This window comes from Bacillus sp. FDAARGOS_235 (assembly GCF_002073415.2).
GTDB lineage: Bacteria > Bacillota > Bacilli > Bacillales > Bacillaceae_G > Bacillus_A > Bacillus_A toyonensis.
The window spans coordinates 3838623-3852373 of sequence record NZ_CP020437.2; the positions used below are offsets into that span (position 1 = coordinate 3838623).

The following is a 13751-nucleotide window of genomic DNA, read 5'->3' on the forward strand; positions in this document are numbered from 1 at the left end:
TGCCTTGTAATCACAGTCCTTTCTTAATAAAATATGTATTGTTTTTATTATAAGTTTAGTTTGTTGAAAAAGAAATATAAGAGCCGTAACGTAATGAAAATGCAAAGAAAATGTCAGAAAATGTGTGAAATTGTAGTATTTTTTCATATAATTCATTTCTTATCTTTCATGAATTGAATTTTTTATGTAATATATATACATAAGAAGATGTAGCGATTATCGAGAATAAAGAACTTCTTGTATAGACTAGGAGTGAATGGGAATGGATTTTGCAACAATTATTGGACTCATTTTAGGATTTGTAGCGGTAGTAGTAGGGATGGTCGTCAAGGGCGCTGACGTAACAGCCTTATTGAATCCTGCCGCAGCATTAATTATTTTCATCGGTACATTTGCCGCAGTTTGTATTGCATTTCCGATGAATCAACTAAAAAGGGTTCCAAAATTATTTAAAGTTCTTTTTGGTTCAAATAAAAAGGATTTAAGTTATGAACAGTTGCTAGAATTATTTGTTCATTGGACATCTGAAAGTAGAAAATACGGTATTTTGTCTTTAGAGCAACAATTAGACAAAATTCAAGATGAATTTCTTTTACGTGGTATGAAATTTGTGATTGATGGCGTATCCGCAGAAGATTTAGAGCAGATTTTAGAAGCTGAATTAGAAGCAATTGAAGAAAGGCATGCAAAAGGAGCGGCGATTTTTTCACAAGCTGGTACGTATGCACCGACATTAGGGGTTTTAGGTGCTGTTATTGGTCTTGTAGCTGCGCTTGGTAATTTAACTGATATTGACAAGTTAGGACATGCTATTTCAGGTGCGTTTATTGCAACGATTTTTGGTATTTTTTCAGGTTATGTACTATGGCATCCATTTGCAAATAAGTTAAAGCAAAAATCTGCAGCTGAAATCGAGAAAAAACGTTTAATTATTGATTGTTTATTAATGTTACAAGAAGGTACATATCCGTTTATTATGAAGAACCGTATTTTAGGTGCACTTTCTGCAACTGAGCGTAAAAAGCTAGAAATAGGAGCAGAAAAAAATGCGGAGTAAAAAAAATAGAAGAGGTAAAAAGAAAAAACATGATGAGCATATCGATGAAACGTGGTTAATTCCGTATTCTGATATGTTAACGTTGTTATTTGCATTATTCATCGTATTATTCGCAATGAGTAGTATAGATGCTGCGAAGTTTAAACAGATGGCAGTAGCTTTTCGGAGTGAACTAGCAGGTGGAACAGGAAATAAAGAGTTTTTAAGTGACCAGAAGCCGAATGAAGAGAAAGAGTTGTCAGCAAATAGTTTAGAATCTGAGCAGATTAAAAAGAATGCTGAGGCTGAAGTAAAGCAGCAAGAAATGAATGAATTAAAAGCGGTACAAAAAGGTATTGATAAATATATTGAGGAAAAGCAATTATCGTCTTCTTTTAAAACCGATTTAACTGAAAAAGGATTAATGGTAACAATATTAGAAAATGTACTATTCGACTCGGGGAAAGCAGATGTGAAATTAGAATCGTTAGGGATTGCAAAAGAGATGTCTAACCTGCTTGTTTCCGCATCACCTCGTGAGATTACAGTATCTGGTCATACAGATACTGTTCCTATCGCAAATGCTCAGTTTGCATCAAACTGGGAGTTAAGTACACAGCGTGCCGTTAATTTTATGCAGGTATTACTTCAAAATAAAGATTTGCAACCAGGAAAATTTAGTGCAATTGGTTATGGAGAATACCGTTCGATTGCACAAAATGATACACCGGAAGGAAAAGCAAAAAATAGACGTGTAGAAGTGTTTATTTTACCTTTAACGAGAAATATGCAATAAAGAAAGAGGATGGCAAATGCCATCCTCTTTTATTTTGCTTCAAATGATTTTAAGTTGTCACGACGGACTTTATCTTTTTCCGTATCTGATTTTTTGAAATCATAGTCATACAAAGCGCCTTCCCAATCACCGTACATTGGATTAGGGAAAATGATGAATTTCTCACCAAATTGTGCTTTTGAATCTGCAACTGTTTGATTGCGATCTTTTACCGATTTACCATCAAAACCAGTGAAATCAGATAAGTTATCACCGAAGAATAAGACAATATCATGTGTTTGAGAAACGAGTTCACGGCGTTTCTCTTTCCCTTTTTCTTTCGGATCTTGTAATAATATATGTTCTTTCGTTGCTTGAGGAGCACCTACGCGCTCAAGATTTTTAATAGTTGCATCTAGTTGGTTCGTTTTACGATTTGAGATGTAGTAAATATCTACACCTTTAGACTCTGTATATTTTAAGAAATCAATTGCGCCTGGAAGGGCTTCAGCTTCAGCCTTATTAATCCAATCATCCCATTTGTAAGGATAGCCTTTTCCTGTCTTTACACTCATTGCTTGATGAGGACTGTTGTCTAAAACAGTTTCATCTAAATCAAGTACGATAGCAGGTTTTTTTGCTGTCCCTTTTGCAAGAGCTGCATCCAGCTTCAATTGACCGATATTGTACCCTTGGTAGTAAAGTGCTTTCGTTTCGCCAGCTGTTTGATACCATAAATCAGCCATTAATTGCTGTTCTGTTAATTTTACTTTTTCTTCTTTGGACGCTGTTTTCTCTGTCGTTCCTGAACATGCTACAAGCGATGTAGATAGAACCGCTACAGATAATAAAGTGGTAATGCCCCTCTTCATCTTCATATGTATCCTCCTTGATGTTAGAAAATCATCTTATATTATATATTAAAATATAAAAATTTTTTATGAACATTTGCATATTGTCTTTTGTATATATAGTAGTGTGTCCTATATTAGAAAGATGAGCAAAATAATGATAGTCATTTTGACAGGTTTTATTGTCGTAATGACAATTATAATTGACAAATAAACCTTTATTATTTACAATTTTAACTAAATAGAACAAATGATGGATTAAAGGTAATGTTATATATAAGAGGATGAAGCGTAGTGCTATATTTTATCCTAAATAAACATAATCTTTGAAAGAGAGTACGAATGATAATAAAGGGGAGGCTTTATACTTTGAGTTTACAAATTCAAAACTTAACGAAACTATTTGGGGAATCAAAAGCAGTTAACGGTTTGCAAATTTCGTTACCAAAAGGTGAAGTGCTAGGATTACTTGGACGAAATGGTGCAGGGAAAACAACTACAATCAAAATGCTTCTCGGATTATTAACGCCTAATGAAGGCTCTATTACATGGGATGGAAAATCATTTGGGACTAGTGGGGTAACGATTGGTTATTTACCAGAAGAAAGAGGTTTATATACAAAAAGTAGAGTAATAGACCAGCTGCGATATTTTGGTAGATTAGAAGGAATGACGAAAAAAGAAGTAGATCTTGCCATTGACCACTGGTTAGAGCGATTAGCAATTCCAGAATACAAATTTAAAACGGCAGGAGAGCTTTCAAAAGGGAATCAGCAAAAAATTCAATTAATTGCTGCTCTTCTTCATAATCCTGAACTTCTCATCTTAGATGAACCGTTTAGCGGACTTGACCCAGTCAATGCTGGGATGTTAGCTAGCATTATTGAAGAACAAGTACAGAGCGGGAAGACAATTATTTTATCCAGTCATCGTATGGAACAAGTAGAAGCTTTTTGCCAACATGTATGTATTTTGAAAAAAGGCGAAGCAGTTGTCAAAGGACAGTTAAGTGATATTAAGAAAGAATATGGTTTCCGTAATTTAACGATTGAAGATACAGCAGAGAATGAAAAGGGATTAGAAGCTATACATGTTTCATATGAAAAACAACAAGGCCTTCTTTATATAAAAGTACAAGACGATGCAGAAGCTCTAAAGATTTTACAACAATTGCAAGAACAAGGTGTTACCTTGCGCCAATTTAAAATGTTAGAGCCGACGTTAAATGAAATCTTTGTAGAGAGGGCGAAATAACGATGCGTAAATTTTCTCATGTATTTTCATTTTATTTTAGAGAAGCGTTTTTATCTAAAAAATCATTAATTACGAGTGCTATATTATTTTTAGTTGTATTTGGGATTTTTGCATTTAATCATTTTACTTCAGGGAATGATAAAAGTAAGGATAAAGATAAAATTGCAGTTGTAACAGAAAGTTCCACATACAACGTACAAAAAGAAGAGTTAACTAAGCTATTACCATCAGCAAAAATAACGGTTGGTTCAAAAGCAGATTTTGATAAACTGCATAAACAAGTAGAAGACGGTGAGCTGGATGGCTTGTTTCATGTAATAGAAAAGAATGGAGCTCCAGAGGTTACGTATATGTATAATGGATTTCCTAGCCAAGCAACTTCTGCAATCATGGCAAGTTATTTCAAACAACAATATACAATGGTGACAATTGCAAAGCATAATGTTTCACCAAAAATTGCACAGCAATTGCAAACTGAAATTTCAGTGAAACAAGAAGCAATAAAAGATCGCTCTTCTTCTTTCGGAATTGCCTATTTCTTTACATTTGCTTTATATATGTTTATTGTCGCGTTCGGAAATACAATTGCAATGAATATTGCATCAGAAAAGGCGTCACGTGTAATGGAAGTCATGCTGCCGAAAGTAAAACCGCTTACGATGATGTATGCGAAAATATTAGCAGTTGTTTCAACAGCTTTATTACAACTGGTCATATTAGCGTGCGGTTATCTTATTCCTTATTTGTTAGGGTGGGTCGATTTAGAAAACGCCTCATTATTTGGAATTCCAATTGACTTTACAAAATTAGATGCAAAAGTTATAAGTATGTTCCTTGTTTATTTCATTACGGGATATTTACTTTATGCGATGATGTACGCTGCAGCTGGCGCTGTTGTTTCTAAGACGGAGGATTTACAAGCTGTATCTTTCCCGATAATGATTTTAATTATGGCTGCATTCTTCATTAGTATTAAATCATTAAGTGATCCGAATAGTACTATCGTTGTTGTAAGTTCTTACGTTCCGTTCTTTACACCGATGGTTACCTTCTCACGTATTGTAGCCGGTGAAGCAGGCATGTTAGAAATTACGATAACATTAGTAGTCTTATTGGCGACGATTGGTATATTAAACGCTGTTACAAGTCGTATCTATGTAAATGGTGTAATGAATTACTCAGACAAAGTGAAATTTAAAGATTTAGCAAAATTTATTAAGCGTCAATAATGAGAGAAAAGCATGATTTTCTATTGAAATCATGCTTTTTCTTTATGTATAAATTAAAAATAGTATATAATAGTAAGAGTTGTCTTTTAATAGAATGAATACAAAGGAGGGTGTGCAGATGGGAATTAGTAGTCGTTTTACAGTAGGTGTTCATATGTTGACTTTACTTGCGATAGATCGAAACTCTCGCTGTACCTCTGAATGGATTGCTGGTAGTGTGAATACAAATCCAGTTGTGATTCGTCGCATTACAGGAATGTTGAAGAGAGCAGGACTTGTTGATGTACAAGCCGGTAAAGGTGGTACGACACTTGCTCGTGATTTAGAAGAAATTACATTACTTGATGTATATAAAGCAGTGGAAGTTGTAGAAGAAGGACATCTATTTTCCTTCCATGAAAATCCCAACATTGAATGTCCAGTAGGAGCTAATATTCAATCAGTATTAGAAATTATTTTAATGCAAGCGCAAGAAGCGATGGAAACCGTACTTGCAAATGTAACGGTAGAGCAATTAGTTACAAATTTAAAGTCTAAAATAAAAGAATAAAAAAGCGAGCTTCCTCATAATGAGGGCTCGCCTTTTTTTATTCAGAAATATTGAAAATTCTATTTTTCAGTATTTAAAATGAATTTACCTACGATAGCTGCTACGATACCACCAAGAATTGGTGCTACGATGAATACCCATAGTTGAGAAAGTGCTTCTCCACCAACAAATAAAGCTGGTGCGATACTACGAGCAGGGTTAACAGATGTTCCAGTTAAAGGAATTCCTAATAAGTGAATTAAAACTAATGTGAAACCAATTACTAGTCCCGCTAAAGAAGAACTTCCTTTTTTACCTGTTACAGCCATGATAACTAAAATAAATACGAAAGTTAAAACGAACTCAACTAAAAATGCTCCAGATAAACCAAGAGTTCCGAAACCATTTTGTCCTAAATTATCTAAAGGTGTTTTAGCAGAGCGTAAAATCGTTACTAACGTTGCAGTTCCTAATAAACCACCTAAAATTTGAGCTAATACATAATAACAAAGTTCCATAGCGTTCATTCTTTTGTTAATGAACATAGCTACCGATACTGCTGGGTTAATGTGACATCCAGAAATTGTTCCAATGCTATATGCCATAGCTACAATAGATAGACCGAAAGCCATAGCGATTCCTAATGTTCCAATTCCTTCAATTCCGCCGCCAGTGACAGCTACTCCAGTTCCGAATAATACAAGTACAAATGTACCAATAAATTCAGCGATTGCTTTTTTTAACATAATTTACCTCCTATTAATGCGCATGAAACGTATTATAACATAGGTTTTCGTATAAACAGCCAATGAAATACTATTCTGATAAGGCGAAATAGGGGGACAATAAAAAAGATATGGTTCTATGAAGAAGAACCATATCTTTTGTTATGCTGACTTTTTCTGTTTAATGACTGGAACAGAACGGTTTAAAATACTATTTGCAACCATTCCTAACATAATAATAATCATTCCAAATAGGGAAAGGCCACCAGGGAATGAACCGTTCAAGAACACAATTTCACCAAGTACTGTAAAGACCATCGTTCCAGCTTGTGTTGCTTCAACGGCACCAAGTAAAGCGAGGTTGTCTTTTGCTAAGTCAGTGGCAAAGAAAAATGTCATCGTCGCAATGACGCCGGAACATAAAGCTAACAAAAATCCTTGCAGCATTTGGCTGGATGTTGGAATACCAGTAGTAGAAAATCCGTATATACCAAGTAAAATTGTAATAGGAAGACTGCCTATTGCCATTCCTAATACACGCTGGAATGTATCAAGACGTCCCCCCACAAGTTCCATCATTTTTCGGTTGCCGAACGGATATAAAAAAGCAGCTAATACGACAGGTAAAAACCCTGAAATGAACTGAGTTATTGTAATGTGTCCAGCTGCAGTTGTTTGCATACAAATTACACCTAGTAAAATAAATAATGCTACATATAAACTACGAAGCGGAATTTTTCCGCGTACAAGTTTTGTACCTGACTTCGTTTCTATTTTTACGAAAAATAGTGGTGATAAAAGTAAACCTGCTAATATCGTAACTTGCCAAGTTCCGGCAACGAGCCAAGCCGGAGAGAAGACAGCTGCGAAACTTAATAAAGAATAGAAACCAATCCCTGCAACGGAACCCCATCCGATCCATGCGAATGGATGTTTTTTTAACTCTGCCCATAACCCACCTAAGTTTTTGCGAAATAAAACGATAAGGAATAAAATAGGGAGAGCGAATAAAAAGCGGAAGGAAGCTGTCCAAGCCCAGCTCGTTCCAGATACATTCATTGCTCTATTAATAATAAAAGTTGCAGAAAAAAAGGCTGATGATAAGAGGCCTAATAATATTGCACGCATGAAATATAACACTCCTTTTGGAAATAAATAATTATGTATAGTATAATATACTTTAAGATAATAAAAGTAAACTATTTTATACTTTAAGGTGGTTTTATAGATGAAAGAACATGAAGATATGCAAACGAAAGAAGTCATTCAGCAAGTAGGTCAGCTATTAAGACAAATTCGAAATGAACAAAAATTAAGTTTAGAAGAATTAGCCCAAAAAACAGGAGTTAGTAAATTAACATTAGGGAAAATTGAGAGAGGTGAAACGAATCCAACGTTAGCTGTCATTTGGAAAATAACGAAAGGGTTATCGATACCTTTATCGAGATTAATGGTTGTTGGAGAACCTGTAGCTGTTGCGCGCTGCGGAGAAGGATTTGCAGTAGATGTAGGACAAGCATGGCATTTAGAAACGATGTTCCGTTACACGAAAGAAACAGGGATGGAAATGCACCGTGCTTGTTTAAGAGCGAATAGTATATATGAACCGGAAGCTCATCATGAAGGTGCTATTGAGCTTGTAACGGTAATGAAAGGGAAAGTATCCATTCAAGTGGAGAATGATGTATACGAATTAAACGAGTTTGACTCCATTCAATTTGAAGCGAATAAGAAACATAGCTATAAAAATGAAGAAGATGAAGTGGCTGTATTACATTTAACGATGAAATACTCTTCATGAAAAAATCACCTATAGAATTCTATAGGTGATTTTTTATATGCTCTTCTTAAGTATAGGAAGTGATGCCATTAGTACGAACGTGGCATAAGTAATAAACAAATAAAGTAAACTAAAAATCCCGTTCCAAAACATAAAATAGCAATGACCCAAAGGATACGAATGAGAGTAGAACTAATATCAAAATATTCTCCTAAACCACCACATATACCAAATAGCATTTTATCAGTTTCGGATTTACATAATTTTTTTGACATATAACGATCAACTCCTTTTTTATATGAAGCTATATACTTCTATTCTATATGGAAATTTATGAGAAGACTATGAGGTTGTATTACATTTTTTTAGAGAAACGATCATATTAATTGTCTTAATTTTCAGCGGATATTAAACTTATAGTAAGAGGTATGAGGCGATTTTTAATAAAGGGTGGGGAAATAGAAATGACAGTATATTGGTTGACTAATGTAATGCTTGAATCAAGGTATACATATGAAGAAGGGGCAATTTCACGAACAGAAACAGAATTATGTAGTTTACTCATTGAAGATGGACGAATTAAAAAAATTATAGAAGGGATTGTTCAAGAGGAAGGGATAGTAACTCTTGATGTGAATCGCTTATTAATTTTGCCGTCTTTCGAAGAGATGCATATTCATATTGATAAAACATATTATAGTGGGCCTTGGAAAGCTTGTATGCCAGCAGACAGTATTTTTACACGTTTTAATGAGGAAGAGAAGATTTTGCCAAAGCAAGTAATAACTGCTCAAGACAGGGCGGAAAATATGCTAGAGTTACTACTTCGAAATGGTACAACGAATATTAGAACGCATTGTAATGTTGATCCAATTATTGGACTTCATAATTTGGAGGCGACGTTAGCTGCATTAGAAACATATAAAAATCGGATGTCTGGTAGAATCGTTGCTTTTCCGCAACATGGATTATTGCGCAGTAATTCTGTACAACTTGTGAAAGATGCGATGCGTATGGGTGCGAATCTAGTCGGTGGAGTGGATCCAGCTACAGTGGATAATGATATCGAAAAATCATTACATACGATTATGGATATCGCAGTAGAATTTAATGCAGATGTTGATATTCATTTGCATGATGCGAATAATCTAGGAACGTTTACGATGAAGAGGTTGGCAAGCTTAACAGAAGAAGCAGGGTGGCAAGGTCGTGTAACAATTAGTCATGCGCTTGGACTTGGTGGTGTTACTGATAAAGAAGCTGAAGAAGTGGCAGAAAGACTAGCAGCTTTAAGTATTGATATTACTTCAACGGTGCCAATTGGTAAACAAGTAATTCCAATTCCGTTATTAGATAAAAAAGGTGTTAAAGTTTCATTAGGAAATGATAGTATTACAGATCATTGGTCGCCGTTTGGAACTGGCGATATGCTTCAAAAGGCAAATCGATTAGCAGAGCGTTTTGGGTGGAGTGACGAAAGGTCTTTAGGAAAAGCACTTCGCTTTATTACGGGAGGAAAAGAAACGTTAAACAAGGAAGGGAAACGAGCTTGGCCAAATGTAGGAGATGAAGCGAGCTTTGTTTTAACGAATGCAACATGTACTGCTGAAGCGGTAGCGCGTCAAACAGAAAAGCGTTTAGTCGTGTATAAAGGGGATATTGTTGTTGGAAGTTTAAATGAGGTGGAATTAAATAATCTTGTGTAGAAGAATCGTTTAAATAATTTGAGGAGGGTTCTAATTGAGAATATAGAACTCTTCTTTTTTATTCTTACAATATATTTCGTATAGGAAAGCTAGAAGGGATGAAAAATTTGGACAATCAACATAACCAAAATCATATTATGGGAACTTTGCAATGGTTTATATTTTTATTAGCGAATTCAATCGCACTACCAATTGTCGTTGGTGGGTTATTTCATCTTACGACGGAAGAAATATTTTATTTAATGCAGCGTACGTTTTTTGTAGTTGGTATATCTTCTTTTTTACAAGGATGGATTGGACATAGACTACCAATTGCGGATGGGCCAGCTGGATCTTGGGTTGGTGTATTTACCGTACTTGCTTATGCAACGGCCGGACAGGATCAATTACATAGTACACTGCAAATTTTGGAATTAGGAATGATCATTTCCGGTGTTATTTTAATAGGATTAGGAGTAACTGGTTTTATTGGACGTATTTTATTTTTATTTACGCCGGTTGTGACAGGGACGTTTTTACTTTTATTATGTTTACAATTAAGTGGTGTATTTTTAAAAGGAATGCTAGGAATTACAGCTACTATTTCTCAAATTGATGGATTTACAGCAATAATCGCGTTTAGTATATTTCTGTTCGTTATTATACTATCTAATTTTGGAAAAGGTTTCGTTAAAAGTTATGCCGTTTTAATAGGATTAATTAGTGGGTGGATTATTTTTCTCATTGCAGGGAAAGTGACAATCCCATCTCAAGTAACTCATTTTGTGCAACTTCCACAAATATTTGCTTGGGGTCTTCCAAAGTGGAATACAGGGATGGCTGTATCGAGTTTCGTTATGGTATGTATTTTAGTTTCAAATACAGTGGCAGCTATTATAGCGATTAATCAAGCTACGATTCATAAAGCGACTATTGAACAAAAACAGTTGAAGGATGGTACGTGGGTTGGAGGGATTTCACATATCATTTCGTCCGTATTTTCAACTGTAGGTGTCGTGCCGCTACCGGCGACAGCGGGATTTATACGTTTAACAAAACAAAAGTATATACGATCGTTCTTACTAGCATGTATATTACTAGTCGTAATGTCGCTGTTTCCGAGTATTATTCGTTACTTAGCATCGTTGCCATCCGCTGTCGCATCTGCAGTGTTAATGGCTTCGTTCGTACAGTTAATTGGAATTGGATTTAATAATATAAAACAAGTGCCGATGAGTGAAAGGAATATAATGATTTTAGGCGTTGCAGTATTATTTGGCAGCGGCGTTATGTTTTTACCGTCTGGAGCACTCCAATCATTGCCGTCTGTTATGCAATATATATTCGGGAATGGTTTATTTGTAGGTACAGTTGTAAGTATATTGCTAGAACAAACATGGCGTACTGGAAAGTAAGTGGATAAAAAGAGTGTCCGCACTGTATAAAAGTCTAAAATAACATAGGAAATAAAGCCCATTTTTATTCACCACCTGCACATTTCGTTCATACAATATCTTGACTAAATAAACACCCAACTTACACATACACAGCTCTGGCTTAAGCAAGGAGGGTTATACCAGTTGAAGGAAAAAGCGTATCAATCTAAACCTTTACTCACAAAGAGAGAGAGAGAAGTATTTGAATTACTGGTTCAAGATAAAACAACGAAAGAAATTGCAGGTGAACTTTTTATAAGTGAAAAGACAGTTCGCAACCACATCTCAAACGCAATGCAAAAGCTAGGGGTTAAAGGACGTTCACAAGCAGTTGTTGAGCTTCTTCGCATGGGAGAGCTCGAACTATAAGAAAGCAGCCGACTTTTATATGAAAGGTCGGCTATTTTTCTGTTTGTTTCACGTGCTATATGAATGATAAAAACGTTTCATACATAAATAGGTAATAAGGAGGGGATATGTTGAAAAGGATACTGTTAGTTTCAACAAGTGCTCATGATATGAATGGACACCCGACTGGTTTGTGGCTGGAAGAGCTCCCAGCTCCTTATCTTTTATTTAAAAAAGCTAAGTTCGATGTTGATATTGTTTCTATAAAAGGCGGAAGAGTGCCGATTGATAGAGTATCTATTCCGAATGGCATACCTCGTGAATTTAAGCATGTCGCTTCTTTATTGCAAAATACGAGGGCGATTTCAACTGTCCATTCTTCAGAGTATGATGCGGTATTATTTGGTGGTGGACACGGGGCGATTGTAGATTTTCCAGGTAATCCATATGTAGCAAATTTAATTGAGAATATGTATAACAATAACCGGATTGTAGCGGCTGTTTGTCACGGGGTAAGTTCTTTAGTTGGTGTGAAAAATAAAGATGGTTCGTTTTTTGTTGCCGGTAAGCGTATAACAGGTTATACAAACGATGAAGAAAAAGCTGTACATTTAGAAAAGCGAGTTCCATTTTTGCTAGAAAGTAAATTGAAAGAAGAAGGGGCTTTGTTTTATGTCGCTCCTAATTTTACGCCACATGTTGTAGTGGATGGTCGTTTAATTACAGGGCAAAATCCGCAGTCTAGCGTGGAAATAGGTAAGGCTATAAAAAGGGCTGTAAATAAATTATCGTCCTTTTAATTTCTGCTCATTTCTTCTTATTAATAGGAATGTCTTCTTTCCAAAAAAAAGATGGAGCAATAAAGTGAAACTTTAATTAGTGGGGGTCTTACTGCCCGGCAAATAGCGAGGTAAATATGCACTTTATATAGAAGAAACCGACTTTCGTATAGAAGGTCGGTTATTTTTCTGTCTTGCAAATTATGAAAAAAAGGAGCAAAATAAAAAAGGTCCTAGTCTATACAGGTACAAATGAAAATTTTCATACAGAAGCAGTTTAAGTGAGCGAACTTAAAGTGTGTAAAATATAATGATAAAATAAGATGATGAATGAGAAAACGGGTGATGAAGTTGAATAGAGCAATCGGTGTTATCGATTCAGGAGTTGGTGGTTTAACTGTAGCGAAGGAATTAATTCGTCAGTTGCCGAAAGAGCGTATTATATATTTAGGGGATACAGCGCGTTGCCCTTATGGTCCACGTTCTCGAGAAGAAGTGCGTCAATTTACGTGGGAAATGACGGAGCATTTACTAGATTTAAATATCAAGATGTTAGTTATTGCGTGTAATACAGCAACTGCGGTTGTATTAGAAGAAATGCAGAAACAATTACCAATTCCGGTAGTGGGAGTTATTCACCCAGGATCACGTACAGCTTTAAAAGTGACAAATACGTATCATGTTGGGATTATTGGTACGATTGGAACGGTGAAAAGTGGTGCATACGAAGAAGCGTTAAAGTCTATTAATAACCGTGTTATGGTAGAAAGTTTAGCATGTCCGCCTTTCGTCGAACTTGTAGAAAGTGGGAATTTCGAAAGTGAAATGGCGTATGAAGTTGTAAGAGAAACATTGCAACCGCTGAAAAATACCGATATTGATACACTTATTTTAGGTTGTACACATTATCCAATTTTAGGTCCTGTTATTAAAAAGGTAATGGGAGATAAAGTGCAACTAATTAGTTCTGGTGATGAAACAGCGCGTGAAGTAAGTACAATTTTATATCATAGTAAAATGTTGAATGAGGGAGAGGAACAAAGTGATCATCTCTTCTTAACAACAGGGAAAATAGGCCTATTTAAAGAAATTGCATCAAAATGGTTCGGTCAGCCGATTGAAAATGTGAAGCATATTCATTTAGAAGAATAATAATAGAATTCATATAAGTGAACCCCTGAGAAATTAGGGGTTTTTTGTTTATCCCGCTATTTGCCGGGCAGTAAGACCCTGCTGATTAAAGTTTCACTTTATAAGAAGCACAGCTTGTTCTAAAACGTGAAATAGCTCGTATACATAATAGTACAAACTTAGTTTTTAGGGG

15 protein-coding genes are annotated in these 13751 nt (G+C 35.4%); 11 read left to right on the forward strand and 4 right to left on the reverse strand.

Going from position 1 to position 13751, the window contains the following annotated elements; all coding sequences use genetic code 11:
• Positions 1-262 precede the first annotated feature (262 nt).
• The gene (motA, locus tag A6J74_RS21970; RefSeq protein WP_000344856.1) at positions 263-1057 is read left to right on the forward strand and encodes a flagellar motor stator protein MotA; all 795 of its coding nucleotides are present in this window, start codon (positions 263-265) and stop codon (positions 1055-1057) included.
• A complete protein-coding gene (gene motB / locus A6J74_RS21975) occupies positions 1047-1832 on the forward strand; it encodes a flagellar motor protein MotB (protein WP_001256739.1) in 786 nt (261 codons plus the stop codon). The genes motA and motB overlap by 11 nt, the downstream gene beginning before the upstream one ends.
• A 29-nt stretch (positions 1833-1861) precedes the next feature.
• Here motB and A6J74_RS21980 read toward each other — a convergent pair whose 3' ends face one another.
• Entirely contained in the window at positions 1862-2689 is an 828-nt protein-coding gene (locus A6J74_RS21980; protein WP_000782783.1) for a 5'-nucleotidase, lipoprotein e(P4) family, read from the reverse strand.
• Positions 2690-3031: 342 nt separating this feature from the next.
• On the opposite strand from A6J74_RS21980, the gene A6J74_RS21985 reads away from it, so the two are divergent.
• The 3 genes from A6J74_RS21985 to A6J74_RS21995 all read left to right on the forward strand — a co-directional run bounded on the left by A6J74_RS21985 (position 3032) and on the right by A6J74_RS21995 (position 5695).
• Positions 3032-3916, forward strand: a complete 885-nt coding sequence (locus A6J74_RS21985; protein WP_000058105.1) for an ABC transporter ATP-binding protein — start codon at positions 3032-3034, stop codon at positions 3914-3916.
• A gap of 2 nt (positions 3917-3918) precedes the next feature.
• Positions 3919-5145 carry an ABC transporter permease gene (locus tag A6J74_RS21990; RefSeq protein WP_001224994.1) on the forward strand — a complete coding sequence of 409 codons (1227 nt, stop codon included), beginning with the start codon at positions 3919-3921 and terminating at the stop codon, positions 5143-5145.
• A gap of 118 nt (positions 5146-5263) precedes the next feature.
• Positions 5264-5695 carry an Rrf2 family transcriptional regulator gene (locus A6J74_RS21995; RefSeq protein ID WP_000512997.1) on the forward strand — a complete coding sequence of 144 codons (432 nt, stop codon included), beginning with the start codon at positions 5264-5266 and terminating at the stop codon, positions 5693-5695.
• A 59-nt stretch (positions 5696-5754) separates the two neighbouring features.
• Here A6J74_RS21995 and A6J74_RS22000 read toward each other — a convergent pair whose 3' ends face one another.
• A complete protein-coding gene (locus A6J74_RS22000; protein ID WP_000913214.1) occupies positions 5755-6420 on the reverse strand; it encodes an aquaporin in 666 nt (221 codons plus the stop codon).
• A gap of 141 nt (positions 6421-6561) precedes the next feature.
• The gene (locus tag A6J74_RS22005; protein ID WP_001201643.1) at positions 6562-7527 is read right to left on the reverse strand and encodes a DMT family transporter; all 966 of its coding nucleotides are present in this window, start codon (positions 7525-7527) and stop codon (positions 6562-6564) included.
• A gap of 100 nt (positions 7528-7627) precedes the next feature.
• Between A6J74_RS22005 and A6J74_RS22010 the strand changes: the two genes are divergently transcribed.
• Positions 7628-8200: a helix-turn-helix domain-containing protein gene (locus A6J74_RS22010; protein WP_000658048.1), complete on the forward strand. Its 573-nt coding sequence runs from the start codon at positions 7628-7630 to the stop codon at positions 8198-8200.
• Positions 8201-8268: 68 nt separating this feature from the next.
• Here A6J74_RS22010 and A6J74_RS22015 read toward each other — a convergent pair whose 3' ends face one another.
• The gene (locus A6J74_RS22015; RefSeq protein WP_000038412.1) at positions 8269-8454 is read right to left on the reverse strand and encodes a PspC domain-containing protein; all 186 of its coding nucleotides are present in this window, start codon (positions 8452-8454) and stop codon (positions 8269-8271) included.
• Positions 8455-8643: 189 nt separating this feature from the next.
• On the opposite strand from A6J74_RS22015, the gene A6J74_RS22020 reads away from it, so the two are divergent.
• The 5 genes from A6J74_RS22020 (at position 8644) to racE (ending at position 13579) form a co-directional block, all read left to right on the forward strand.
• A complete protein-coding gene (locus A6J74_RS22020) occupies positions 8644-9885 on the forward strand; it encodes an amidohydrolase family protein (RefSeq protein ID WP_000219583.1) in 1242 nt (413 codons plus the stop codon).
• A gap of 98 nt (positions 9886-9983) precedes the next feature.
• Positions 9984-11279 carry a purine/pyrimidine permease gene (locus A6J74_RS22025; protein ID WP_080609589.1) on the forward strand — a complete coding sequence of 432 codons (1296 nt, stop codon included), beginning with the start codon at positions 9984-9986 and terminating at the stop codon, positions 11277-11279.
• Between the two features lie 165 nt (positions 11280-11444).
• The gene (gene gerE / locus A6J74_RS22030; RefSeq protein ID WP_000659484.1) at positions 11445-11669 is read left to right on the forward strand and encodes a spore germination transcription factor GerE; all 225 of its coding nucleotides are present in this window, start codon (positions 11445-11447) and stop codon (positions 11667-11669) included.
• 107 nt (positions 11670-11776) lie between these two features.
• A complete protein-coding gene (locus tag A6J74_RS22035; RefSeq protein WP_002109270.1) occupies positions 11777-12448 on the forward strand; it encodes a type 1 glutamine amidotransferase domain-containing protein in 672 nt (223 codons plus the stop codon).
• Between the two features lie 324 nt (positions 12449-12772).
• Complete coding sequence (racE, locus tag A6J74_RS22040) at positions 12773-13579, forward strand: glutamate racemase (protein ID WP_000773999.1); 807 nt, start codon at positions 12773-12775, stop codon at positions 13577-13579.
• Positions 13580-13751 lie beyond the last annotated feature (172 nt).

What these genes read in the sequence shown, in the direction of transcription:
- motA (WP_000344856.1), top strand. Translation starts at nt 263, where the DNA reads ATGGATTTTGCAACAATTATTGGACTCATTTTAGGATTTGTAGCGGTA.
- motB (WP_001256739.1), top strand. Translation starts at nt 1,047, where the DNA reads ATGCGGAGTAAAAAAAATAGAAGAGGTAAAAAGAAAAAACATGATGAG.
- A6J74_RS21980 (WP_000782783.1), bottom strand. Translation starts at nt 2,689, where the DNA reads ATGAAGATGAAGAGGGGCATTACCACTTTATTATCTGTAGCGGTTCTA.
- A6J74_RS21990 (WP_001224994.1), top strand. Translation starts at nt 3,919, where the DNA reads ATGCGTAAATTTTCTCATGTATTTTCATTTTATTTTAGAGAAGCGTTT.
- A6J74_RS21995 (WP_000512997.1), top strand. Translation starts at nt 5,264, where the DNA reads ATGGGAATTAGTAGTCGTTTTACAGTAGGTGTTCATATGTTGACTTTA.
- A6J74_RS22000 (WP_000913214.1), bottom strand. Translation starts at nt 6,420, where the DNA reads ATGTTAAAAAAAGCAATCGCTGAATTTATTGGTACATTTGTACTTGTA.
- A6J74_RS22005 (WP_001201643.1), bottom strand. Translation starts at nt 7,527, where the DNA reads ATGCGTGCAATATTATTAGGCCTCTTATCATCAGCCTTTTTTTCTGCA.
- A6J74_RS22010 (WP_000658048.1), top strand. Translation starts at nt 7,628, where the DNA reads ATGAAAGAACATGAAGATATGCAAACGAAAGAAGTCATTCAGCAAGTA.
- A6J74_RS22015 (WP_000038412.1), bottom strand. Translation starts at nt 8,454, where the DNA reads ATGTCAAAAAAATTATGTAAATCCGAAACTGATAAAATGCTATTTGGT.
- A6J74_RS22020 (WP_000219583.1), top strand. Translation starts at nt 8,644, where the DNA reads ATGACAGTATATTGGTTGACTAATGTAATGCTTGAATCAAGGTATACA.
- A6J74_RS22025 (WP_080609589.1), top strand. Translation starts at nt 9,984, where the DNA reads ATGAAAAATTTGGACAATCAACATAACCAAAATCATATTATGGGAACT.
- A6J74_RS22035 (WP_002109270.1), top strand. Translation starts at nt 11,777, where the DNA reads ATGTTGAAAAGGATACTGTTAGTTTCAACAAGTGCTCATGATATGAAT.
- racE (WP_000773999.1), top strand. Translation starts at nt 12,773, where the DNA reads ATGAAGTTGAATAGAGCAATCGGTGTTATCGATTCAGGAGTTGGTGGT.